Here is a 24,190-nt window from a genome sequence, read left to right as displayed (position 1 = left end):
GCCGGTTTTAGTGTTCAAGTGAGCTTTGTTTTACCGCATCTACGACTTCTTCAAGCTTCATCCCTCGGGAGGCCTTAATCAAAACGATATCTTTAGGATGAAGTATTGAGATGAGGTGACGGATCAACTCAACCTTATTAGTATATGCATGAATGGTTGCAGGTTCCAAATGTTCCGCAGCTCCATCTGCAATGTGCGCAGCCAACTCGCCATACGCAAACAACTCATCCACTTGACTCGGCATCAAGGAAGCACCAATTTCGCGGTGATATGCCTCTTCAGAGGTTCCAAGCTCAAGCATATCCCCAAGGACTGCGATTTTTCGCCGGTATCCCTTCATTTTTTCCAGCACGCCAATAGCGGCTCTCATCGACGTAGGGCTGGCGTTGTAAGCATCATTTAAAATTGTTACGCCATTATTACCGGTGATTAACTCGATTCGCATCCCGGTAAGCTCCACATGGCCTAGCCCTTCACGGATGGAGGCTTCGCTAACCCCGTAATGACGGGCAACGGTTAAAGCTGCCAACGCGTTCAAAACGTTATGTTCTCCGAGCAAAGGCAGCTCCAAAGGCTCGCCACCTCCAACGTGTGAGGTAAACAGCGTGCTGCTTGCCAAAAACATGATCCCGCTAGGATATTCATCGTTGTCTGATTCCATGCCGAATGTCGTGGTTTTCATCTTGTCCGGCTTCTTCGTCTCAGACTCTCCAAGCACCTGACGGATCAAAGGTTCGTCCCCATTGTAAATGAACAATCCCCCGGGTTTCATTCCCGTGAGAATTTCCAATTTCGCCCGAGCGATTTCCTTCCTGGACCCGAGCTGCAGCAGGTGAGACTCACCGATATTGGTGATCACTGCTGTTTCGGGCTCCGCCAGCTTCGAAAGTAATTCTATTTCATAGCGACCGCTCATTCCCATCTCCAGGACAGCGATATCCGTGTCCTCTGGCATCGATAAAATGGTCAGTGGCAAGCCGATGTGATTGTTGAAGTTTCCTTGCGTCTTGTGAACCTTATATGTCGTGGAAAGCAGCGCATACACGAGATCCTTCGTCGTCGTCTTCCCGTTGCTTCCCGTGATTCCGACGACCTTGATCCCGGTTTGGCCAAGATAAGACTTAGCCAGCATCTGCAACGCCACAAGAGTATCGTCTACGATCACGGCAGGACCGGGAGGAGTTCCTTTCGTTTTCTCCCATAACGTTGCGCCTGCTCCGGCAGCGAGACAATCGCCGGCAAAATGATGGCCGTCGAACCGTTCTCCTGCCAAAGGCACAAACAGGCATCCCTTCGTGATGTGGCGTGAGTCGGTGACCACGCCTTGTAATTGAATGTCGGAATCGCCCGCACTCTTGAGCTGTCCGCCGCACATCGCGGCAATTTCCCCTAAGTTTCTTGTAATCACTTTGTCAAACCCCTTATCGCTTCTTTTGCTACGATCCGATCATCGAAATCGAGCACTTCGGTTCCGATCAATTGATAGGTTTCATGACCTTTCCCCGCAATCAATACTACATCGTCATGGCTTGCCATTTCAATAGCCTTTTGAATGGCCTTATGCCGGTCCACAATAAGCTCGTATTGGCTCTTATCAACCCCGTCTTCAATCAGTCCGCGTTCAATATCTACTAGAATCGAATCGGGATTTTCCGTTCGCGGGTTATCCGAGGTGACGATGACGTGCTGCGAATATTTGGCGGCGATTTTCCCCATAATCGGACGCTTCGTACGATCCCGGTCTCCACCGCAGCCAAAGACGCAAATGACGCGGCCCTGAGCGAATTCATTCACCGTTTTCAGCACATTTTCAAGCCCATCCGGTGTATGAGCGTAATCGACAATGACAGCAAAGGATTGTCCTTCGTCTACAGCCTCAACCCGGCCTTCTACCCCTTTGACGGCTTCCAGGCTCGTTTTGATCTGCGCAAGTGTGATTCCCTCCAGCAAACCGGCGGCAACCGCAGCCAAAGCATTGTACACATTAAATTTACCGACCATGCGCAGCGTCATATTCGTACTTCCTTGAAACGTATCTAAGTGGAAGGAAGTCCCTTTTGCCGTGATGGATATATTCGTAGCCCGAATATCCGCTTCGTTTTCAACTCCGTACGTAATGGTCTCCACCGCGGTCTGTTTGGCAAAATAAAGGCTGGCCGGATCGTCCGCATTTAGCACCGCATAGCTGCGAGCGTTCGGATCCTCCGGGTACAGATTGCCGAGCCGGGAGAAGAATAACCCTTTAGCGCTGCGATATTCTTCCATCGTCTTGTGATAATCCAAGTGGTCCTGGGTCAGGTTGGTGAAAATGGCCGTACGGAATTTCGTCCCTTTGACCCGCCCTTGGTCGAGAGCGTGGGAGGATACTTCCATCACGCAATAAGAGGCCCCCCCATCAGCCATGTCGTGTAAATATTGTTGCAAAACAAGCGATTCCGGCGTCGTGCCGGACATCGGATACGTTTGCCCAGCAAAACGCCGTTGAATCGTACCAATAAGTCCTACCGACTCCCCACGGTCCTGCAATATCTTTTCGATCAAATAAGTCGTCGTCGTTTTTCCGTTTGTTCCCGTAACACCAATCACTTTTAACCGTTCGCTAGGCTTTTGAAAGAATACATTCCCCAGCACAGCCATCGCTAAGCGGCTATCCTTCACTTTGAGCTGAGGAAGCGAAACTTCGTCCACCCACCGTTCCACAACTAGCGCCGCGGCCCCTTTCTCGGCAGCCTGCTTCGCATAATCGTGTCCGTCTACCGTGTGGCCTGGGAGGCATATGAACAGATCGCCCGGTTCAATCTTGCGAGAATCAATGGAAATCCCCCGGCAATTCGTATTTCCGTCACCATGAATTTGTGAAGCCAGTAAGTAAGATGATAGTTCTTTTAGCAGCATAGGTACCCCTCCGTCAGTTTCTACAACAAAAACACTCATTCTATATTATCACCAAAAAAGGCAGCGTTCAGGAAAATTATTCACTGTGATCATGTAATTCCTCCGCTTCGGCTTCGCTGCCCATATAAATACGTATCGTTGAGCCTCGCTCCACCCTTGCTCCAGCCTTAGGAGCTTGATTAATCACGGTGTTTCCAGCACCAGACTTCGCCAAATTGAAATTCATGTTCAAATCCTCATAAATCTCCTGTGCTGTATGCCCGACCAAATCGGGAACCGTTACAATCGGTGTCTCTCCGTATTTGTACTTTTTGGCGACCTGGTCCTTCCTAGGCGGCACTTTCATATATTCCAGAGCATCTTCGAGAATGTTGCGCACGATCGGTGCAGCTACGACGCCACCAAACTGAATACCCTTCGGATTGTCGATAGCGGTATAGACGACGATTTGAGGGTCGTCCGCCGGAGCAAAGCCGATAAACGACACGATATGCTCACTCTTCGAATAACGGCCGTTAATTACTTTTTGAGCCGTCCCTGTCTTTCCACCAACTCGGTAGCCGTCAATGAATGCGTTGCCCCCAGTACCGTTCGCTACGACACTCTCAAGTGCGGAACGAACCTGTTTGGATGTTTCCTCTGAGATGACTTGCCGCACCAATGTAGGAGCATTTTCCGAGACAACTTCACCTGTTTCCGGGTTGGTCCAGGCCTTAGCTACAAAGGGCTTGTAAAGCTTGCCCCCGTTGATGGCGGCCGAAACCGCAGTTATCTGCTGAATAGGCGTGACGGATACCCCTTGCCCAAAGGAAGTAGTCGCGAGCTCAACAGGACCAACCTGAGGGAGTTTAAATAAAATTCCGTTCTCCTCCCCGCTTAAGTCGATGCCAGTTTTGCTCCCAAACCCAAAATTTTTGATGTATTTAAACAAAGTTTCTTTCCCCAGCCTTTGGCCGAGAGTGACAAATCCAGGGTTGCAAGAGTTCTCCACCACTTGCAGGAAAGTCTGACTTCCGTGTCCGCCCCGCTTCCAGCAACGCAGCGTAGCCCCGCCGACCTTTACATATCCGGGATCAAAAAATTGCTCATTTAGCAGATCTACCTTTTTCTCTTGCAGAGCGGCTGCCAACGTAATGATCTTAAACGTAGATCCGGGTTCGTAAGTCATCCAAATCGGCAAATTGCGGTTATATACTGCCGAATCATATTCTTGATACTGTCCGGGCTCGTATCCGGGCCTTGCAGCCATTCCCAAAATTTCGCCCGTCTTCGGATTCATCGCAATGGTGAGTGCAGAATTGGCCTGCAGCCGGTCCATCGCCTGATCCAGCTCACGTTCAATGATACTTTGGATGGACTTGTCAATTGTAAGCGTAAGATCGAGTCCATCTTTCGGATTTACGAACTTTTCCGAGGATCCGGGCATTAGCCGTCCTCCAGCATCGGACAAATAGGATACACTGCCGTTCATTCCGCTCAGCAGTTTGTCATATTTGCTCTCCATCCCGGTAAGTCCCTGATTGTAGCCACCGGTAAAGCCCAGGATATGAGCGGCAAGTTCTCCATAAGGATAATATCTTTTGTTATCCTCGGCAACAACAATACCCGGGAGACCCAAATCACGAATTTGCTGCGCCTTGTCCATCGTAATTTTACGTCCGCCGGGTTGTAGTCTGACTATAGATTGCTTCTTAGTGATCGTCTTAAGGATCTTATCCTCGCTCATTCCAAGCAAAGGAGCTAGGCTTTTGGCCGTTTGCTCTGGATTTTTGATTTGTACCGGTATCGCCATAACCGTTGGCGTAGTAATGTTGTAAGCGAGAACACTGCCGCTCCTGTCGGTAATTTCGCCCCGCTTCGCTGAATAAGGAATATTCCGACGCCACGAATCCTCCGCTTTAGCGGAGAGCTCAGCACCTTTTCCAATCTGGACATAGGCCAAACGCACAGCAAGAGCTACAAACAGCAAACAAAGCAGCAGTAACAGCCAGAACAGTCTTCGTCTGACGGTGAATTTTGAAATTTTCATAAGTTGCCCCCCTATCCATCCTGACACATGAACGTTTTTTATCATGAATATTCAGGACAAACAGGGGTTAGAACAAGCTATGGAGAAGCTCCGGTATTATCTTTCTTTGACTCTCCGTCATCATCTTGCCCAGCCGTCTCCTGATCCGCTTTTTCGGCAGGGGGCTGAAGCGTTAAAATAACTTTCCGTTCACCGTTCTCCTTGGTCACTTGCTGCGAGACAATATAGCCCTGGCCTTTCGCCTCAACCTGAACTTTAAGCACAGATAGCAGTTCCATAGCATCGCGCAGCGATTCGCCCTTCAGGTTCGGAATATTAATGTTGCCTCCGTTCTCCGTCAACAGGTATATAAATTGGCCCGTCTTTAGCGTACTTCCAGCCTTAGGAAACTGCGAGATCACTTCCGTCCCTTTTCCTAGTGTCGAGTAAGAGATGCCTTTGCTTGCCAATGTGTTTTTTGCATCCAGTACAGACATCTTCACCAGGTCAGGTACCTGAATTCCGTTAGTAGGTTGCTTATCATTTTCTTTTTCGCTAGGCAGCTTTTTCGGCACACCCATGTATTGCAAAGATTGGTTTACAATTTTCTTAAATATTGGAGCCGCTGCAGTTCCACCGCCAAGCTCGGAGTCCTTCGGTTCGTCAATCACAACGATAACCGCAATCTTCGGATCGTCCACTGGGGCGTATCCAATAAATGAAACCACTTGCTTCGTATAGTCATATTTTCCGTTAACAACTTTGACTGCAGTACCGGTTTTGCCGGCTACACGGTATCCTTCGATATAGGCATGCCGTCCGGTACCGATCTTTTGGTCCGATACGACCTGCTCCAAGTAACCGCCAACTTCCTTTGCTTTATCCGGTGAAATGACCTGGCGAACAACCTTTGGTTCCGTCGTTACCGTTTTTCCGGTTTGCGGGTCGGTAATGGATTGGACGATATGCGGCTCCATCAGCTTTCCGCCATTGGCGATTGCTGAGACCGCAACGATTTGCTGAAGCGGAGTAACGAGCAGTTTGCCGTGTCCATAGGCCATGGCCGCAAAGTCCGCCTGTTGTACCGGATCCACGATACCCGCTGCTTCTCTAGGAAGCTCGATGCCTGTCTTTTGACCAAATCCAAATTGATCAACATAGTTTTTAAGTCGTTCAGGCCCTAGCATTTCATACCCTAACTTGACAAAAGCTACGTTACTAGACCGTTTTACGCCATCCAAGTATGAAAGCGTGCCCCAACCGGATTTTTTAATATCATGGATCGTTCGTCCGGGTACTCGAATTCTCCCGGACATATAGGTCGCATTTGGATTGAATACCCCCTCCTGCACCGCACCTGCAAGGGTTACGATTTTGAATGTAGAGCCTGGCTCGTACACAGAATAAACCGCATGGTTGTAGAAGTTTTTCTGATCGACATTGTTCCAATATTCGTTGGGATTATAGGTTGGAAGATTCGCCATCCCCAGAATATCCATCGTTTTCGGATCTGCCGCAATGACAGTCATACTGATCGGCTTCAGCCGGTCGAAAGCTTCCTGCATTGCCCCTTGGATGTAATACTGAATCGTATCGTCAATCGTTAGCTGCAGGTTTTTCCCGTTTTGCGCAGGCTTGTAAATTTCGCTTGCTTTCGGAATCTCAATGCCTTTGCCGTCTTTTTTATATTGGATCGACCCTTCTTTTCCTTTAAGCTCTTTGTCATAATACGCTTCAAGACCGGATTTCGCATTTCCGTCCCGGTCAGTATAACCGAGAATATGCGAAGCCAGACTGTTCTTAGGATAATAACGTTTCTCCTGCTTAACCAGATAAATTCCAACGTCATCTAGATCTTCATGCTCTTTCAGCAATTGATCTTTAAAAGCTTCTACCCGATCGCTAAGCTCCTGATCAATCTTCCAGCCTTCTTTGCGCACTTCACGCTGTGAAAAATATTCGCCGTCTTCCATCTTGGCATTCACGAGATCGCGGAGTTCCCCCTCATCCTTGCCGAGAAGCTTGCTTAAGCCTTCTACAATCTCATCCTGCAGACCAAATTTATTAATGATTTTCGGATTGATCGCAACCGTATAGGCCGGTGCGTCTACCGCCAGCACATCGCCGTTACGATCGGTAATCGTTCCCCGGGTGGCGGGCAGCTTTTTCTCCGTGGACCAAAGCTTTTCCGCATACCCCTGCCAAAAATCAGCTTCGACAACCTGAATCCAAAACGTTCTACCCATCAATACAGCAAAAAAGAGGGTAATACATCCCCCTATTAGCAGTGTTCGAAGCTTTATTCTTTTAATCATGGCATTACCTCTTCATATCATGATTTATTGTCCGAACCAAACCTCCGCCTGCTCAAAGATATCTGTTCTCTACTCTATTACCGACTAGTTATCAGTCCCAGCAGGCAGCTTCACATGAAACCCTTCTTCTACAGGTTCAACGTATCCAAGTTTGGCAGCTTCTTGAGGTATTTGCTGTTCCAGCTTTTCTTTGCGGATCGACATTTCCTTGACCTGAACGTTAATGGCCTGAATTTGCGTATTCAAATTATACATTTGCCGTTTAATGTTGTAGAGTGTTGAATTTTGCAACAAAAGACCGCCCATGATGGCCACACAAACCACGACTGTCATCATATATAGCAGCTTCTCACGAATCGGAAGCGTAGAGCGGCGAGTTACGACCTTCGTAGTTTCACGATAGCGCTGTGACGGATAACTGCGTTCTGCTACTTTCTCTTTAACTGCCAGATTGCCCCGTGTATATGCCATTTCACATTTCCTCCACTACGGTTTGCAATTTCTCCGCCACGCGTAACTTAGCTGAACGCGCCCGGGTATTGTGAGCCAATTCCTCTTCGGTCGGAACAAGCGGTTTCCGGTTAACCAATTTCACCAGCCCCTTGCCTCCACACACGCACATTGGGAAATCAGGAGGACAGGTACACTTCTCAACATAACTGGCAAAAATCTGTTTACAAATACGATCTTCCAGAGAATGAAACGTGATGACCGATACTCTTCCCTCCGGTGCTAAACATCGAATGGCCGCATGCAGGCCCTCCTCAAAAGCACCTAATTCGTCATTGACAGCAATTCGCAGAGCTTGGAAGCTTCGCTTAGCAGGATGTCCCCCTGTACGCCGGGCTGCCGCTGGAATGCCTTCCTTGATCAGCTCGACAAGCTGACCTGTCGTTTCAACAAGAGCTTGCTGCCGCTTCTCTACAATGACTTTGGCGATACGCCTTGAGAACTTCTCTTCGCCGTATTGAAATAAAATCCGTGCAATTTCCCGTTCAGGCCACTCGTTAACAATCTCTCTTGCCGTGAGTGAGGCCGATTGATCCATTCGCATGTCGAGCGGGGCATCGGCATTGTAGCTAAATCCCCGTTCCCCCTCGTCAAACTGTGGAGAGGAAACACCGAGATCAAACAGGATACCGTCTACTTGGGGAACACCATTAAGCTGTGGGATTCCTTCCAGTTCAAGTAGTTTTTGCTCCAAGTAACGGAAATTGCTTTTTACAAGGGTTAATTTGTCCGCATAAGGAGCTAGCCGCTCCTTAGCGTTGTCCAGCGCCCAATCGTCCTGGTCGAAGGCAATAAGCCTTCCGCCACTTGTTAGCTTGGACAAAATGACTGAGCTGTGACCTCCGCCCCCCAGAGTACAGTCCACATATATGCCGTCCGGCTTAATGCGCAGCCCTTCTGTTGCTTCTTCTTTGAGTACCGTGATGTGATGAAACAAGACTTACGCCCTCCAGACCTAGAAACAAATTTTTAGACAAACCTACTTGGCAACACATCATATGACTTTCCGACTAAATGACATTACAGGTCGAAGTTGAAGTCGACCAGCTTCTCGGCGATTTCGTTAAACGTCTCCTCCGATTGCTGGAAGTATTGTTCCCATGTATTTCTACTCCAAATTTCAACCCGGTTAGATACGCCGAGAACGACGCAATCCTTCTCCAGCTTGGCGTACTGGCGCAAATTACTTGGCAGGTTTACCCTTCCCTGTTTGTCCCACTCGCATTCCGTGGCACCAGAGAAAAAAAAGCGAGTAAACGCGCGCGCATCAGCTTTCATCAGCGGTAAAGCCTTAAGCTTCTGTTCCAGCACTTCCCACTCCTGCATCGGATAAACAAAAAGGCACTGGTCCAAGCCGCGGGTCACAACAAAAGAGGTCCCGAGGAGATCACGAAACTTAGCCGGTATGATAATCCGACCTTTATCGTCAATGCTATGTTGGAATTCCCCCATAAACATTGGATGACTCACTCCTTACCTCTTTCCCCCACTTTACACCACTTTACACCACTGTAAAAGTATCTATTCTGCATTTAGTCGCAAAATCCTTCTAAAGTTCATATTTTTTTTAAAACGTGGGAGAGAAGACGGAGGTCGCTTGGTAACTTAAAAACGTTTGGGCCTCCGATCGCTGTTGCCGCCGGATGATTGAATCTGATGACACCTGACAAAGGTGATCATCCGGCGGCAAAGGCGAACGCTTCGCTTCTTCAGCTCCAAACGTTCTCTGCGTTACTCTCCCTCCGTCTGAGTGGAACAGCAAAAAGCCCTCTTTCCCAGACCAATTCATTGGGAAAGAGGGGCTCGTTTAGCTTAAACTCGCGGAGGTTGCCCTTTTAGAGCTTCCGCCTAGCACATTTTAATGCTCCTGCCAGCTATCCAGATACGCACTCTGTTCGGCGGAAAGCGCGTCAATACCCACGCCAAGGCTTTCCAGCTTGAAGCGTGCTACTTGCTCATCCAGCTCGTAAGGCACGTTTACGACCGTATTGCCGATTTCTTTGTAGCAATCGTTGACATATTTCAGCGACAACGCCTGAAGCGCAAACGTCATGTCCATAATTTCGGCCGGATGGCCGTCGCCTGCTGCAAGATTGACCAAACGGCCTTCCGCCAGCAGATACATTTTCCGTCCGTCTTTAAGCTGGTACTCTTCGATGTTGCGGCGAACGGTCCGTACAGAACTGGAGCGTTCCTTTAACTCCGGTTTATTAACCTCTACGTCAAAATGCCCGGCATTGGACAATATCGCCCCGTCTTTCATGACATCGTAATGTTCGCCACGAATGACATCACGGTTACCAGTCACGGTCACAAAGAAGTCCCCGATTTTGGCAGCTTCGAGCATAGGCATAACGCGGAAGCCATCCATGTAAGCTTCTACGGCTTTGATGGCATCCACCTCGGTAACGACAACATTTGCCCCTAAGCCTTTTGCCCGCATTGCTACGCCCTTACCGCACCAGCCGTATCCCACGACAACGACAGTTTTTCCAGCAACCACTAGGTTTGTCGTACGGTTGATCCCGTCCCAAACCGATTGGCCCGTTCCGTAGCGGTTGTCGAACAAATATTTGCAATATGCATCGTTCACCGCAACCATCGGGAATTTCAGCTTGCCCTCTTTGTCCATCGCCTTTAGGCGCAAAATGCCGGTAGTCGTTTCCTCCGCGCCGCCGCGTACATTTTCCAGCAGGTCCGGCCGTTCGGAGTGCAGGATAGTAACAAGGTCGCCACCGTCGTCAATGATCAGATCCGGCTTCGTTTCCAGCGCTTTGATCATCAAAGCTTTATATTCCTCGGGTTCCGGATTGTATTTGGCATATACCGTTACCCCATCCTCAACGAGAGCAGCGCACACATCATCTTGTGTCGACAAAGGATTGCTGCCGGTGATCGTTACATCGGCGCCGCCAGCCTGAACAACCTTTGCCAGGTAAGCCGTTTTTGCCTCCAAATGCAGGGAGATTGCGACCTTGAGCCCTTTAAAAGGCTGCTCCGCTTCAAACTGCTTACGGATTCTTCCCAAGACCGGCATATGCGCTTCGACCCAATCGATTTTCAAATGCCCCTCCGGTGCCAGCTTCAAGTCTGTGATGATACTGTTCTGAAGTGAACTCATTGAATAATCCTCCTAGAGATAAAGTATTCGGTGCTTGCCTGTAACTTCATAAGGTATATCTAATAAACCGTCGATCCAGTCCATGCCGAATCGGTTCAAATAATAGAAGATATTGTATACCCTCTCCTGCGGCTTGTGCAAGGGGAACAGAGATAACTCGATTCGATCCCAGTGTCTCAGACCCGCCTCATTACTCTTCTCCAGCGCATCCATCGCCTTACTGCGTAAATACTCGATCTGATCGATTATTTTGTCCCGGTTCGCAGCGCCGAGTTTCAGAAGCCCGTTTTGGATTTCGCCAAGCTGCTCGATGAGCGGATCATACATACCTGCAAAGCTCAGCTTGATTTCATCGAACCGGGAGTCGATATGCAGCGAATCCTGCTTGGCTAGCCAAGCTTCACGTTTTTGATGAAAAACGTCCCGATCCCTAACCTCATCCCAAGTTAAACTATATTTCTCCATATATTTTTGAAGCGTTCCCTCTACAACGGTAAATGATTCCCTGGGCAATAATAGTGGCATTTTTAGTTCTAGCTGGTGAAAGGCCTTGCGCGTTAACGCCCAATAAGCAATCTCACCCGGCCCCAGAACGGCACCGAGCACGGGAAGCACACTGTCCTGCATCAACGGACGGGTTAGTACATTGTTGCTGAAGCGCTCAGGGTGATTACGCAGCTCTGCCAGCAATTCCTCGGCTGAAAGAGATACTTTGCCCTTTCTGTCGCTGAAACGCCCTTCCCGCTTAAACAGCAGCAGCCGCTCCTGTTCGCTTATGTAAAAAATGTTAGCCCCATCCTCAGCAACCTCAGCTTGCGGCTCATAGCCCAGCAAACCGAGATCACGAGCAGATTCGTGATAAGCCGATCTAAGCGCATCGTTCTTGAGAATCATCGACTCAAAAATAGGTGCCTCCAGCTTGCGCAGCTCAGGATCGGCCGAATCCATTAACACTAAACCGTGTTTTCCGAACCAGTTCCCCATCAGCTTGGCAAAGCATTCGGACAGATTTGATGAGCCTCCCGAATAATCCTTGAGGAGCTCCATTAACCCTGACCTGAATTCGCTGCCTGGCAATAATTGCTCTATCTCAGCCAGCGCGTATTCCCATTCCTCTGTACTCACCTGGGTTAAGCTGACGGAGAGCCGGGTTTCCTCCGCGCGTGAAATACGTGTGCGTTTTACCTGCAATTCAGAGGATAAAAAATAAGCATGATTTACTTCATCCCAGTCATGGTCTTCTCCAGCAATCCAAAACACCGGAATGACCGGTCGACCCAGCTTGCTCGCCACAGCTTTAGCCGCTTTAATAATCGTCACCGCCTTGTAGATCACAAGCAGCGGCCCGGTAAACAATCCGCTTTGCTGCCCTCCGACAATGACACTCGTTCCCTGTTGCTCGAGCTGGTCCAGCGACTGCTGAACCGCTTGATGAGGATTAAAGCGTAAATTATATTTCCTAAGCTGACTGACTAAAGCCGTTCGGGCTACCCGCTTATGCTCTGATTCATCAAGCCATTTGATCCGCTGGAGCCAGCTTTCCTCCGACGTCGGATCATTTTCATACAAAGACTCTACCGCAACGAAGTTATCAACATATGCTTCGGCCAGCGGCTGTGTAGACGGCAGTAGCTCCCGCTTAATATTCATCAGGTTATTTTCCTCCTGTTCATTCCCATAAAACCTTACTTGATTGTACCGGATGTTCCGCTCCTGCGTCAAAGGTCAAAGCTTATGCAAAAAGATAGAATAGCTCCGCTGACGATCCTGCTCAATAAGGAAAACTGGGCCGGCGGCTAAGTCCTTGTCTGAACCATACGTATTCGCAGAGGAAAGTGAATTAGACATAAGGCTCTAATCGACTTTCGCTTACTCACTCCATGCCCATCGCCTCTTTTGTTCGGCGACCCGCTCTATCACCACCAAGCAGATCTAGGTCCCAATTCTTGTGTTTATTTACTTAAGCATACTCCCATGAACTATATTCATTTTTGCAAAATAAAAAACTCCTACAGCCACTAAACATGCTGCAGGAGTTTCTATCTGACATAAGATTAGCCTTTTTTAGGCATCGATACGAAGTGACCTTTGGACACTTCAACCAGTTCGGAATTTTCCAGATCGAACATACCTCCACCGACTCCACTAACTTTAGCCGATTGAATCGGACCCTCCGCGTTGTCTTCCAGAAGAATCCGTTTCTTGTTCTCTTCAACTTCCGGATCTGGTATCGGAATCGCGGATAGAAGAGTCTTCGTGTATGGATGGAGTGGGTTCGAGTACAGCTCTTCACTTTCCGCCATTTCCACGATCCGGCCCAAATACATAACGGCGACCCGGTCGCTGATGTGCTTCACCATCGACAAGTCATGCGCGATGAACAAGTAAGTTAAGCCGAGACGATCTTGCAAATCCTTCAACAGGTTGACAACCTGTGCTTGAATGGATACGTCCAGTGCTGAAATTGGTTCGTCACAAATAATAAACTTCGGGTTCACCGCAAGCGCGCGAGCAATCCCGATCCGTTGACGTTGGCCCCCTGAAAATTCATGCGGGTAGCGAGTCGCATGGTCCGGATTCAAACCGACCATATCGAGCAGCTCTTCAACGCGTTTTTTTCGTTCTGCCCGAGACCCGGCCAAACCGTGAATGTCCAAAGCTTCACCGATAATATCCGTAACCGTAAAACGTGGGTTCAAAGAGGCATAAGGATCTTGGAAAATCATTTGCATATCGCGGCGCATCGCTTTCATTTTTTTCGGAGACAGCTTATTGATGTCCGTTCCGTTAAAATGAACGCTGCCGGCAGTCGGCTCATACAGACGAAGAATCGTCCGACCTGCAGTCGACTTGCCGCAGCCCGATTCGCCCACGAGGCCTAGTGTTTCACCTTCGGCAATCGAAAAGCTGATGTCGTTGACAGCCTTCAGAACATTGCCTCCGCCAACATTAAAATACTTCTTAAGTCCTTCTACTTCGATCAACGTTTTGCCAATACTCATGATGACTGCCCCTCCTTGGCCATCGGATGAAGTTCCCAGCAGCGAGCCATATGTGTTTCGCTAAATACGGTAGCACTAGGATCAATACGGGTGCAAATCTTCATCGCATGGTCGCAGCGTGCGGCAAACGGACAGCCAAGCGGCGGCTTAATCAGGTCAGGCGGCGTTCCGATAATCGGAATGAGTGGCTCACCCTTCTTTTGGTCCAACCGAGGCATAGAACGCAGTAAGCCTTTTGTGTATGGATGCTGCGGATTTTTGAATATTTCCCACTTCGTTCCGGTTTCCACCACTTCACCAGCATACATAACGATGACGCGATCACACATGCCAGCCACAACACCAAGGTCATGAGTAATCAAAATAATAGAAGTACCGAGATGCGATTGCATTTCTTTCATAACATCCATAATTTGCGCCTGGATCGTAACGTCAAGCGCTGTCGTTGGTTCGTCTGCAATGAGAAGAGCCGGCCGGCAAGCAAGAGCGATGGCGATCATAACACGCTGCCGCATGCCCCCGGAGAACTCATGAGGGTATTGGTTAAAGCGGGCTTCCGCATTTTTAATGCCAACAAGCTTCAGCATCTCAATGGCCTTTTCTTTCGCTTCACCCGCTGCCATTTTCTGATGTTTGATTAATACTTCCGTGATTTGTCGGCCTACTTTAATCGTAGGATTCAGTGATGTCATCGGGTCTTGGAAAATCATGCCAATATCTTTACCGCGAATCGATTCCATTTGCTTGTCGCTTTTTTTCAAAAGGTCTTGCCCTTGGAAAATAATTTCACCTTGCTTAATGATTGACGGAGGGGACGGAATCAGACGCATGATCGTTTGGGCCGTGACGCTTTTGCCGCTGCCGGATTCGCCGACGATCGCAACCGTTTCCCCTTTTCCTACTTCAAAGTTCATACCGCGGACAGCTTTCACTTCTCCGCCTCTGACTGAGAAGGAAACATGCAAATCTTTAACTTGTAATATCGGCTCCATCATTCCACCTCCTATTTCTTCAATTTAGGATCCAGCGCATCGCGCAGACCGTCGCCAAAAATATTAAATGAGAGCATTGTCAAACTGATCAGAACCGCTGGGAACAGCATACGCCAAGGATAATACAACCAGCCGGTCAAGGCATCGTTGATCATCGAACCGAGCGAAGCAACTGGCGCCTGTACGCCAAGTCCAAGGAAGCTCAGGAATGCTTCCGCAAAAATAGCATTAGGCACAGACAACGTTACGGTTACGATAATCGGGCCTACCGCATTCGGAAGCAGATGGCGGAACAGCAAACGTCCGGAGCCGGCACCCATCGAACGGGAAGCCAGAACGAACTCGCGATTCTTCAGCTGCATAATTTCACCGCGCACAATCCATGACATATTAATCCATCCTGTGATCGTCAAGGCCAAGATAATCGTTCCAAGGCTTGGCTCCATAACAACCAACAGCAAAATAGTAACCAGCAGGTAAGGAATGGAGTACAGGATTTCGGAAAACTTATTCATGATTTCATCAACGCGGCCTCCAAAGTACCCCATGATGCCGCCATAAATTACACCGATCAACAGGTCAATACAAGCTGCAGCCAAACCTACAACAAGTGAGATTTGGGCTCCCCTCCAAGTACGAACAAACATGTCTCGTCCTAGGTCATCCGTACCGAACCAGTGCTGAGCGGATGGTGCTTTGTTTGTGGCGAGCAGATCGTTGGAATAGTAGTTGTAGCCGGAAACCTTCCAAGCGATCCACGGACACACGAGCGCAGCAATCGTAATTAATGCAAGGACGACAAGAGCCGTCATCGCCATTTTATTACTGCGAAGCCGCTGCCAAGCATCGCGCCAAGCTGAAATACTTTCACGGGAGATTACTTCCGCTCCCTTCTCATCGGTTCCGATTTTGCGAAAATCGTCAGGAGTCAATTCGACATTAGCCGCTAAATTATTCACCGTTTTCGTATCCATTCTTACCCCTCCTTCCCTTTGTTAAGTTTAATGCGAGGATCTACAAATACGTAAGCGATATCCGTGATAAAGCGAGCTACCATGAGCAGGACACCGTAGAAAATGGTAATCCCCATAATAACCGGGTAATCGCGGACACCGATCGCCTGAACAAATTGTTTACCGATACCGCCAATCCCGAAAATTTGCTCGATGACGACCGAACCGGTAACGATGTTGGCTGTCATCGGACCTAAGTAAGTAACGACTGGCATAATCCCGTTACGTATAACGTGGCGGAACAGGATCGCGATCCAGCCCAGACCTTTAGCTTTAGCCGTTTTGATATAATCGGCATGCAGCACCTCAAGCATGCTCGAACGAGTCAGGCGAGCAATAAACGCGATTGGCTGCGCGGTCAAGGCCACCACAGGTAGAACATAATAAATCGGTCCGTTAAAGCCCATCGTTGGAAACCAATGAAGCTTCGAAGAGAAGACAAACTGCAGCAGTGATGCCACAACAAAGCTTGGTACTGCAATGCCCAGCACCGCTAACACCATCGCCACATTATCAATCAATTTTCGATGATACAGCGCTGCCAACATTCCGAGCAGAACCCCTACCACAACAGCTACAACGATTGCAACCGCGCCCAGCTTCAAGGAAGCCGAGAATGTTTGTCCGATAATTTTGGATACATCCTGGTTGATCATCTTCATAGATATTCCAAAATCACCTTGGACCACATCACCTAAATATTTGAAATACTGCTGATAAACGGGCTTATCAAGTCCATATTGTTCATACAGACGCGCTAGAATTTCCGGCGGCACCTTTTTCTCCGCTGTAAATGGATCGCCTGGAATGGCTTTCATCAGAAAGAAGGTGGCCGAAATCAAAATAAATAGCGAAACCAACATATAAAAAAACTTATTGGCTATATAACGCACCATGCCCGTTAACACCTCCTCTTTTATAATTTCGACATATATCGATTTTAGGTGAAAAGGAACGCTTTGTCTATTCTATATATTTGCAAATCGACGAAATGCCTGGAAGAAAAGTACGCACAAAAAAAACGGGATATATATGGAATGCCCACATATATATCCCGAAGTTAGTATATGCTTCGTTCTAACTTGCTCAGTTCCTGATCTTAGTGCTCAAGAAGATATGCGCGAGTATAGTCGATCGCACCACTGAAGTCAAGCACTACGCCCTTCAGGTATGGTTTTTCAGCTGCTACGTTAGTATAGTAATAGAGCGGCATCAGGGCTTGATTGTCCTTGATCAGAATTTGTTCGGCTTTAACGAAGTTTTCGTTACGTTTAGCGTTATCCGTAAGTGTTTTGGTTTCGTTAATCAGCTTGTCATATTCTGGGTTTTTGAAGCCATTATCGTTATTTCCGCCGCCAGATAGCCACATATCCATGAAAGTCATCGGGTCGTTGTAGTCAGCTGTCCAGCCAGCGCGTGCAATTTGATAGTTCAGGTTTTGACGATTTTCGATAAATACGCCCCATTCTTGGTTTTCCGTCTTCACGTCAACACCAAGATTTTTCTTCCACATATCAGCTACAGCTAGAGCCACTTTCTTGTGAGCTTCACTGGAGTTGTAAATCAAAGTGATTTCAGGAAGTTTCGTGTAGCCTTCTTCTTGCATACCTTTTTCAAGCAGTTTCTTAGCTTCTTCTACATTCTCTTGGAAGTAGTCGTCTTTATGTTCCGTACGGAACTCCTCTTTTGCCCCCATAATACCTGGCGGTACATAACCGAAGGCAGGAATTTGTCCACCAAGCGTTACGTTGTCAACGAGGGCTTTACGATCAACAGCCATCGCAAACGCTCTGCGGATGTTGAGGTTGTCGAAAGGTTTAGCCGTTACGTTAAATTCATAGTAGTAAGTACTTGCGATACCTTTAATTTGCAGCTCGTCTTTCAATTCTTGTTTCAAAATTGGAATTTGGTCGGTAGGAATTTCGCCGTTTGGCGCACCTGCGCGATCCAATTCGCCGTTTTTGTAACTTGTCAACTCAGTAGCACTACTGTTAACAAGGGACATCGTAATTTTGCTCAGCTTGATGTTTGCTTTATCCCAGTAGTTTTCGTTCTTCGATACTTCAATGGATTGACCTTTGACCCAGTTGGTCAAAGTAAATGGTCCGTTCACGATCATTTTGCTTTGATCTACAGCCCATTTTGGATCGTCCTTAACCGATTGGTGAACCGGATATAGCGTATAGAAGGAAGTCAGGCCCAAGAAATAAGGCGTTGGAGTTGCTAATTCAATTTCCAGGGTGTAATCATCTTTTGCTTTTACACCAACTTGGCTGAAATCCTTAATTTTTCCATCATTATATTCTTTACCGTTTTTCAAATACCACAATTGGTAAGCATAAGGTGCAGCAGGTTTTGTGTTGGGGCTTAGCACCCGTTCCCAAGCAAAGACGAAGTCTTTCGCCGTTACCGGGTCGCCGTTGCTCCATTTTGCATCTTTACGAAGATGGAACGTATATTTTGTACCATCAACTTCCCATTTTTCAGCAGCTGCCGCTACAGGTTGACCTGATTCATCAATACGAGTAAGGCCTTCATACATCGTTTTTAGAACCGTATTGGCTTGGCTGTCTTTCGCTTGTGCAGGGTCAAAAGTAGGCGGTTCTGCACTCAGGTTAATTCTCAGCGTTTGGTCTGCAGCCAGTTTCTCACTGCCGCTGTTTCCACCGTTGGAAGTAGCGCTGTTGCCTCCATTGGAAGCGCCTTTGTTCGAGTCACCAGATCCGCAGGCCGACAGCAAAGTGCCGACAGCAAGAACGAGCGTCAAGAGCAGCAATAAGCTTTTACTCTTCTTCATCTAGCAAATCCCCCTTAAAATTTTGTGGTATATGTTTTTAGATTATACAACCAGCGGTCAAAAAAATCCAACATAAATTTAAAGATTTCGCCCCAGAATTGATGAAAAGGGCGAAATCTTTTAACAAAATAGACCGTTATATGATATTGACAACTATTTTTCTTAACAATTAACTTCGTATGTCATGAATTTATTCGTTATTTCCCATTTATACCATTGTAAATTTATGCAGCTGAGATGTATGTAATAAAGCTGATCAAGAACAGCAAGATATAAGCTAACCCCGTTCCAGCAAACGCCAGACGCCAAACCGCACGCAGCAACCTTTTTACATCCACTTTTCCTTTCATGCGATTCTGGGCTCCTCCAATCAAGCCTCCGGAGATTAATAAGACCAGCAAGATTAAATAAAAGCCAAAATTAGAACCAGACACATTGTTAAACAGAGCCGAGACTGACAATATAAGGAATAGTGTCGTAACGTCCATCGCTATCATGATCGCGGCCTTTTTATCATGCTTGATCGAACGGTGAATCACGTACACGAGCATAAACGGTAGGACCGGCAGCATGGAAAATACGATTACAGGAGTAGTGAATACAGTACCCAAAGCCTCACCTCCTAAATTGATTAGAGAAAACCTTACTTGAAAAGTAAGTAACTATAATTTTATATGTATGTTAGGTTATATATTCCGTACCAGCTTCCATATAAACTCCAGCCCGGGCACATAGACATTCGAGTCTTTAGCCATCTGGACCAGACGTCCATTAATGTAATCGATTTCGGTAGGATCACCATGAAGTACATCTTTCAGCATAGAGGATGTATTGGTTGCCGTAGATTTGCATGTAGCTATTATCTGTTCAAGCATATTTGAATCAAAAGAGATCCCATTCGTCCGGTAAATGAGTTCGCCTTCCTCAGTCAGCTGTCTTAGTAATGCTCTTCGTTCTTCAGTAGCAAGCAATTGACCATTCGGAACTCGCCAGAGTGCCGTTAACGGATTAATCACCGCGTTAATTAGCAGCTTTCTGAAGATTTCTCTATCGATGTCTTTCGACAAAAAGGCCGGGAATCCTGCTGTCTCAAGCCGTTTTACGAAACTTTCTCCGCATTCGTCATGCTTTTCAGCACCCAAAATCTGTGGTTCTGTCTGCCGATTGCCTAATCTTAGACTAATGCCTATCCGAGTCTCCCCCTGACCTGACCTGCTAACACTTCTGCCGCTTAGCCGCTTTGCTCCTTCAGTCGTAATCGCCGCATAAATTGGCTGGCTCATAAGAGCCTGCTGAATATTTTCGAGATGACCAATACCATTTTGGAAGCAGACGGCCACTGTATTGTCCCCAGAGATGCTGCGAATCCCGTTCAGCAGTTTTTCGTCTATATGTCTTTGCTTTGTCGTAATTAATAAAAAGTCAGGGCTACTTAATCCGAGTGCTTCATGATGTCCATACAAGCTCATCACATCGAACCGGGCTCCATCAATAATTCGAGCTCCAACCTCTGGTTCTATAAGTTCAATCCCCTCCATTTTAAGAAGCGCAGCCTGCTCAGCCGTTCTTGTCCAAAACCGCACCTGTTCCCCGGAGTCAGCTAGCTTAGCACCAAACAACAGCCCCAGCGCCCCTGCCCCAACGATATCAATCTTCATTATAATAACTCTTCCTTTCCCGATTGTTATCAATTAACGCTCTTCCATCTTTTCCTACTACCTTTATACCAAACCCTCCCCCTAAAACACAAAAATCCCGCTTTATCGGCGAGATCCTTGTGTTTTCCCTCTTCTATTCGATTCGCTCTAGATTTCCGTTCGCATCCATCTTGAATCTCGATTTGCTTTCTTCTTCCTCTTCATTGAGAAAAGCGAGACGCCGCGCCCGATCCATAATTTGAATCAACGCCTTATAGTCGTCATTGACTACCCTGTAGTCGGTTTGAACTTCGTTAACTTGGGCCGAGAGCCGTTCATTTTCTTCGCGAAGGACGGCGATTTCCTCATCCTTCTCACGCAGCTCCTTCTCCAGTGATTTCATCTGTCTGTTTGTGTCCTGTACCGTGTTTTTCCATCCACGTAAAAAGCGAATCACGGCATCGATGGAAATCGTCTCTTCCGTTACACTTTCACTTCTATAGAGACTGTCATCCATCTCGACGGAAGTTAATGAGGCCATTGCGGAATTAACCGATAACGGAGTTTGCTTTTTCATATAATTACGTTTCTGTCTTTGCGCTTTGGCAATACTAATGGCCGCCTCATATTTTTTACGTACACAGCTATTCCAGCGGAACCCGCATGCGGCCGCCGTTCTTCCAATCCGTTCTCCTACTTCCTCGAAAGCGGTCAGTTGGGTACTGCCTTCACGTATATGGCGGAGTGTAACTTCGGCCAAAATCAAATCGTCCTCCGCGCTCCATGCATCTTGTCTCACTGCTGTCATGCTAAAAAAACCTCCTAACGAGCATCTAATTCTAACCGACTTCCTACCGGACGGTCTCCGGCGATATATGGGTAAATTGCATCTTACTCCATTTCTATGCCTCTCATAGAGTTCATAGAATCTATTTGATACTAAAATGTATTTCCAAAATTACCTCTCCCCATACATGAATTTCTGAAACGGTAGAAATCAATATCGGATATCTTGTTGCCATTAAATAAATCACATATTACGGGCTAAATATCCAATATTTGTTGACTTTTCATTTACACTTTTGGGGCTAGCAGGTATAATGAGGAAGTAATATGGGATGTTTGTCGATACATATGAAAGGGGGATTTATTCGTGGCACGGATGTTCCGCGTCCTTGGTTTTTTTACCCTTGCCATTGGGCTTATGGCCTTTGCCGGCGATATGACGGAGATGGCTCTGTTATTTTTCCTGCAAACCGCCTTTTTCGTTATTTTCGGGTATCTGAAATTTACGGAGAAAACCTACATCCTGCTGTTCTGGGGGTATATGATCGTAGCCTTTACCGGCTTCAGCTATTGGACAGTCTTCATAATGGGTCTGCCACTTTAATCCACATAACGATGCACGTTCAAAAGGCGATTCGGCTGTAAGCCGGACCGCCTTTTTTCATATGCCAGGTTATTTTCAAACCTGTTATCATATATATAGTACAACTACTTGCGGGAGAGGATTGCTATTGAGAAAAATCATCATGCTCTTATGCCTGCTGTTGTTCCTGACAGCCGCTTACTCATACCCCCAATCGATCCAAGCATATACAGCTCCTCTCACAGCTGATGAGCAGCACGTTCTTGAACAGAGCTTGTCAATCCATGAAATCGACAGAGAGATAGCGCGAATCGAATCCCAGCAAAATGAAACAGAACGTTCCATTAGTGAGCTTAGTGAGCAGCTTGAGGGAAAAAATGAGCAAATCAAAGATATTAGAGAGCAAGCTGGTGCGAGGCTACGTGCTTACTATATGGGAGAGCGTGAAGATTTGCTTGCTGCGCTGCTATCTGTCGGAAGCCTGAGAGATTTTATCTCCGTTCTCGACTATTATGAGCTGATCATGGATCGTGACCGTACGGTCTTGAACAACTATAAAACTGAATATGCAGATTTGAAAAAGACCAAAACCAAGCTAGAGTCCGTGTCCGCTGAATTAACTCAAATTAAGACAAATTTACAGCTTCAGCGAAATCGTGTCGCCGCTCTGCAGGAGCAGGTCGATACGACGCTAGGGCACAGTACCGATCCAGAAAAACTTATGGCCATGATCGAAGAATTAACGAAGTATTGGGAAAATATCGGGCTTTATGAGGTTAGGCGGTATTTCCGTGCGCTATCAACGGCCATGTCGGACTTCTCCGATTTTCTAGATGACCATAAAGACAGCCTCGTATCGGAGAAAGGGGGCTATCGCCTTGAAGTTCGTGAGGAAGATATTAACGCCTTTCTTCGCGACAAAAATGAGCGGCTTCAGGACGTTTCGTTCGAGTTCGGGCAGGACAAGATTATCGTCCACGGCAGCAGAGAAGGGCTGAGACTGGAGGTTGAGGGTCATTACACCGTTGAGAATGAACCGGAGAACTCCATTACTTTCCACGTCGACCGTTTGTTCATTAACGGTTTTGAGCTTCCTGACACCACGCGAAAGGAATTGGAGGAGGATTTTGACCTTGGATTTTATCCTAAAAAAATAGTCCCCTTCGTCGAAGCTACTGAGGTAGACATCGCGCAGGGAACCCTTACGGTCAAATTGAAATTATCCTTCTAACTTCTATTGCTAAGGTAAATTGTTATTTCCCGATGCTGCCAAGCGATTCTTTGAACTGTTTGAGGGTCATAGATCCGTTTAAAAAGCTTTCCGACAGCTTGCTGAATTTCTCCATTTTTCTAGGAAGCGAGGCTTCAGCAGGCATAGAAATTCCCGACCCTGCGGGTAATGATGCTGGAACCCATTTAGGTAGATCACTCATATCCGGGTCATAATAAATCGTCTTTATGACGGGAAGATTTCCAGTAAACTCATACCAGCGCAGCTGGTTCTGCTGCGAAGTCATGGCCGATATCCATAGACCGGCTGCTTCAGGATTTTGCGTTTGAGAAGACACGACATAACTTCGTCCGCCAATCCAAGTCGTCATCCGGTCTTGTTTTAATTTTGGAAACGAGATAGAAGCCCGCGGGAATTGGTGTTTCTTCGCCTCCGAAGCTTTCGTTAAAATAAATGCTACATCCCCGTTATAGAACTGATTCCAGAGGTCTTCGGCAGCCGTCGAAGCGAGCCGTGCGTTCCAAAGAATGGGACGAATTTGCTCCAAACGCTGAAGCGAGTTTTGTAGTTCCCCGGTCATAGCGAATAATGAGCCATCTTGTTCACCCGGTTTTAGACCGCCTCCCATTTGCCATAGCAACGTCATCACCGCATTAGGATCATCAAAGTTTAACGCAAGCAAATGTTGGGCAAATGGTTGTTTATGATAGAGTGCAAACAGTGTCCCCCATGCTTCCGCCGAATCTGGAGGATGCTCTATACCGTACTGCTTAAGCAAAGTAGGATTATATACATACACATATGGATCTGTATCCATAGGAACTCCCCAAACGTATCCGTTCCATTCGTTCGGAGTTAAGGAAGCGCTTAACACTTCACCCGAAAGAGAGCCTGAAAAATAGCTTTCCGTAGGAAGCAAATACCCGTCGGCCGCAAACCGGCGAATCCAACCATTGTCGAGCAGCAACACATCTGGCGAATTCCCCAGCTTAAGCTGCTCCTTCTGATAGGTCGCATATCTCTTCTCTGGTGGTATGTTGACCAACTCCACCTGAATCAGATGATCCTCCATAAACTGCTGATTCATTTTTTGAAGATAAAGAAAATCGGACTCGTCCATCTGAACCGCTACTTGAATATGCCCCTTTTCTTGTAAAGTCACCCGCTGCGGGGGAGTCATTGGCTGCACGTCACCGTCATTGTCCGAGAGGACCTGCGCCGTTTCCTCACTCGGTGACAGATTGATTAAAGCGAGTAATAGGATGGCAAATAGCACCCAGTGATTTTTTCGCTTCACACC

Annotated in this window: 20 protein-coding genes; 2 read left to right on the top strand and 18 right to left on the bottom strand. The window is 47.3% G+C overall.

Going from position 1 to position 24,190, the window contains the following annotated elements; all coding sequences use genetic code 11:
* Positions 1-7: 7 nt before the first annotated feature.
* From ACFQ3W_RS07015 to ACFQ3W_RS06935, 17 genes are all read right to left on the bottom strand, one after another.
* The gene (locus tag ACFQ3W_RS07015; protein ID WP_379318620.1) at positions 8-1,405 is read right to left on the bottom strand and encodes a UDP-N-acetylmuramoyl-tripeptide--D-alanyl-D-alanine ligase; all 1,398 of its coding nucleotides are present in this window, start codon (positions 1,403-1,405) and stop codon (positions 8-10) included.
* A complete protein-coding gene (locus tag ACFQ3W_RS07010; protein ID WP_379318046.1) occupies positions 1,405-2,895 on the bottom strand; it encodes a UDP-N-acetylmuramoyl-L-alanyl-D-glutamate--2,6-diaminopimelate ligase in 1,491 nt (496 codons plus the stop codon). The genes ACFQ3W_RS07015 and ACFQ3W_RS07010 overlap by 1 nt, the downstream gene beginning before the upstream one ends.
* A gap of 76 nt (positions 2,896-2,971) precedes the next feature.
* Positions 2,972-4,924, bottom strand: a complete 1,953-nt coding sequence (locus tag ACFQ3W_RS07005; protein WP_379318044.1) for a stage V sporulation protein D — start codon at positions 4,922-4,924, stop codon at positions 2,972-2,974.
* Positions 4,925-5,001: 77 nt separating this feature from the next.
* The gene (locus ACFQ3W_RS07000) at positions 5,002-7,218 is read right to left on the bottom strand and encodes a penicillin-binding transpeptidase domain-containing protein (RefSeq protein ID WP_379318042.1); all 2,217 of its coding nucleotides are present in this window, start codon (positions 7,216-7,218) and stop codon (positions 5,002-5,004) included.
* Positions 7,219-7,302: 84 nt separating this feature from the next.
* Positions 7,303-7,689 (bottom strand): hypothetical protein, encoded by a 387-nt coding sequence (locus ACFQ3W_RS06995; protein ID WP_379318040.1) that lies wholly within the window; start codon positions 7,687-7,689, stop codon positions 7,303-7,305.
* A gap of 1 nt (position 7,690) precedes the next feature.
* Positions 7,691-8,665 carry a 16S rRNA (cytosine(1402)-N(4))-methyltransferase RsmH gene (gene rsmH, locus ACFQ3W_RS06990; RefSeq protein WP_379318038.1) on the bottom strand — a complete coding sequence of 325 codons (975 nt, stop codon included), beginning with the start codon at positions 8,663-8,665 and terminating at the stop codon, positions 7,691-7,693.
* A gap of 83 nt (positions 8,666-8,748) precedes the next feature.
* Positions 8,749-9,186 (bottom strand): division/cell wall cluster transcriptional repressor MraZ, encoded by a 438-nt coding sequence (mraZ, locus tag ACFQ3W_RS06985; RefSeq protein ID WP_379318618.1) that lies wholly within the window; start codon positions 9,184-9,186, stop codon positions 8,749-8,751.
* A gap of 400 nt (positions 9,187-9,586) precedes the next feature.
* The gene (locus tag ACFQ3W_RS06980) at positions 9,587-10,849 is read right to left on the bottom strand and encodes an adenosylhomocysteinase (protein ID WP_379318036.1); all 1,263 of its coding nucleotides are present in this window, start codon (positions 10,847-10,849) and stop codon (positions 9,587-9,589) included.
* Positions 10,850-10,861: 12 nt separating this feature from the next.
* On the bottom strand, positions 10,862-12,499 hold the full coding sequence (bshC, locus tag ACFQ3W_RS06975) for a bacillithiol biosynthesis cysteine-adding enzyme BshC (protein WP_379318034.1): 1,638 nt from the start codon (positions 12,497-12,499) through the stop codon (positions 10,862-10,864).
* A gap of 404 nt (positions 12,500-12,903) precedes the next feature.
* Entirely contained in the window at positions 12,904-13,851 is a 948-nt protein-coding gene (locus ACFQ3W_RS06970) for an ABC transporter ATP-binding protein (RefSeq protein ID WP_379318032.1), read from the bottom strand.
* Entirely contained in the window at positions 13,848-14,843 is a 996-nt protein-coding gene (locus ACFQ3W_RS06965) for an ABC transporter ATP-binding protein (RefSeq protein WP_379318616.1), read from the bottom strand. The genes ACFQ3W_RS06970 and ACFQ3W_RS06965 overlap by 4 nt, the downstream gene beginning before the upstream one ends.
* A gap of 11 nt (positions 14,844-14,854) precedes the next feature.
* A complete protein-coding gene (locus ACFQ3W_RS06960) occupies positions 14,855-15,817 on the bottom strand; it encodes an ABC transporter permease (RefSeq protein ID WP_379318030.1) in 963 nt (320 codons plus the stop codon).
* A 2-nt stretch (positions 15,818-15,819) separates the two neighbouring features.
* Positions 15,820-16,752 carry an ABC transporter permease gene (locus ACFQ3W_RS06955; protein ID WP_379318027.1) on the bottom strand — a complete coding sequence of 311 codons (933 nt, stop codon included), beginning with the start codon at positions 16,750-16,752 and terminating at the stop codon, positions 15,820-15,822.
* Between the two features lie 203 nt (positions 16,753-16,955).
* Positions 16,956-18,653, bottom strand: coding sequence for a peptide ABC transporter substrate-binding protein (locus ACFQ3W_RS06950; RefSeq protein WP_379318025.1), 1,698 nt, complete (start codon positions 18,651-18,653; stop codon positions 16,956-16,958).
* Between the two features lie 224 nt (positions 18,654-18,877).
* On the bottom strand, positions 18,878-19,225 hold the full coding sequence (locus ACFQ3W_RS06945) for a DUF3397 domain-containing protein (RefSeq protein WP_379318614.1): 348 nt from the start codon (positions 19,223-19,225) through the stop codon (positions 18,878-18,880).
* A 114-nt stretch (positions 19,226-19,339) separates the two neighbouring features.
* Positions 19,340-20,311 (bottom strand): ketopantoate reductase family protein, encoded by a 972-nt coding sequence (locus tag ACFQ3W_RS06940; protein ID WP_379318023.1) that lies wholly within the window; start codon positions 20,309-20,311, stop codon positions 19,340-19,342.
* Positions 20,312-20,444: 133 nt separating this feature from the next.
* Positions 20,445-21,098, bottom strand: coding sequence for an RsfA family transcriptional regulator (locus ACFQ3W_RS06935; protein ID WP_379318021.1), 654 nt, complete (start codon positions 21,096-21,098; stop codon positions 20,445-20,447).
* 345 nt (positions 21,099-21,443) lie between these two features.
* Between ACFQ3W_RS06935 and ACFQ3W_RS06930 the strand changes: the two genes are divergently transcribed.
* Together ACFQ3W_RS06930 and ACFQ3W_RS06925 are read left to right on the top strand one after the other, a co-directional pair.
* Positions 21,444-21,680 (top strand): DUF2626 family protein, encoded by a 237-nt coding sequence (locus tag ACFQ3W_RS06930; protein ID WP_379318019.1) that lies wholly within the window; start codon positions 21,444-21,446, stop codon positions 21,678-21,680.
* Between the two features lie 127 nt (positions 21,681-21,807).
* Positions 21,808-22,890 carry a coiled-coil domain-containing protein gene (locus ACFQ3W_RS06925; protein ID WP_379318017.1) on the top strand — a complete coding sequence of 361 codons (1,083 nt, stop codon included), beginning with the start codon at positions 21,808-21,810 and terminating at the stop codon, positions 22,888-22,890.
* A gap of 22 nt (positions 22,891-22,912) precedes the next feature.
* On the opposite strand, the gene ACFQ3W_RS06920 is transcribed toward ACFQ3W_RS06925, so the two are convergent.
* Entirely contained in the window at positions 22,913-24,187 is a 1,275-nt protein-coding gene (locus tag ACFQ3W_RS06920) for a sugar ABC transporter substrate-binding protein (RefSeq protein ID WP_379318015.1), read from the bottom strand.
* Positions 24,188-24,190: the final 3 nt, after the last annotated feature.

The organism is Paenibacillus puldeungensis (assembly GCF_042678945.1).
Classification (GTDB): Bacteria; Bacillota; Bacilli; order Paenibacillales; family Paenibacillaceae; genus Fontibacillus; species Fontibacillus puldeungensis.
The sequence above is the reverse complement of the archived record's forward strand: the minus strand, read 5'-3'. Positions and strand labels throughout refer to the sequence as shown.

Bases quoted from the DNA above. Each gene is read 5' to 3' on its own strand.
- ACFQ3W_RS07010 (WP_379318046.1), bottom strand. From the start codon at position 2,895: ATGCTGCTAAAAGAACTATCATCTTACTTACTGGCTTCACAAATTCAT.
- ACFQ3W_RS07005 (WP_379318044.1), bottom strand. From the start codon at position 4,924: ATGAAAATTTCAAAATTCACCGTCAGACGAAGACTGTTCTGGCTGTTA.
- ACFQ3W_RS07000 (WP_379318042.1), bottom strand. From the start codon at position 7,218: ATGATTAAAAGAATAAAGCTTCGAACACTGCTAATAGGGGGATGTATT.
- ACFQ3W_RS06995 (WP_379318040.1), bottom strand. From the start codon at position 7,689: ATGGCATATACACGGGGCAATCTGGCAGTTAAAGAGAAAGTAGCAGAA.
- mraZ (WP_379318618.1), bottom strand. From the start codon at position 9,186: ATGTTTATGGGGGAATTCCAACATAGCATTGACGATAAAGGTCGGATT.
- ACFQ3W_RS06980 (WP_379318036.1), bottom strand. From the start codon at position 10,849: ATGAGTTCACTTCAGAACAGTATCATCACAGACTTGAAGCTGGCACCG.
- bshC (WP_379318034.1), bottom strand. From the start codon at position 12,499: ATGAATATTAAGCGGGAGCTACTGCCGTCTACACAGCCGCTGGCCGAA.
- ACFQ3W_RS06970 (WP_379318032.1), bottom strand. From the start codon at position 13,851: ATGAGTATTGGCAAAACGTTGATCGAAGTAGAAGGACTTAAGAAGTAT.
- ACFQ3W_RS06965 (WP_379318616.1), bottom strand. From the start codon at position 14,843: ATGGAGCCGATATTACAAGTTAAAGATTTGCATGTTTCCTTCTCAGTC.
- ACFQ3W_RS06960 (WP_379318030.1), bottom strand. From the start codon at position 15,817: ATGGATACGAAAACGGTGAATAATTTAGCGGCTAATGTCGAATTGACT.
- ACFQ3W_RS06955 (WP_379318027.1), bottom strand. From the start codon at position 16,752: ATGGTGCGTTATATAGCCAATAAGTTTTTTTATATGTTGGTTTCGCTA.
- ACFQ3W_RS06950 (WP_379318025.1), bottom strand. From the start codon at position 18,653: ATGAAGAAGAGTAAAAGCTTATTGCTGCTCTTGACGCTCGTTCTTGCT.
- ACFQ3W_RS06945 (WP_379318614.1), bottom strand. From the start codon at position 19,225: ATGCTGCCGGTCCTACCGTTTATGCTCGTGTACGTGATTCACCGTTCG.
- ACFQ3W_RS06940 (WP_379318023.1), bottom strand. From the start codon at position 20,311: ATGAAGATTGATATCGTTGGGGCAGGGGCGCTGGGGCTGTTGTTTGGT.
- ACFQ3W_RS06935 (WP_379318021.1), bottom strand. From the start codon at position 21,098: ATGACAGCAGTGAGACAAGATGCATGGAGCGCGGAGGACGATTTGATT.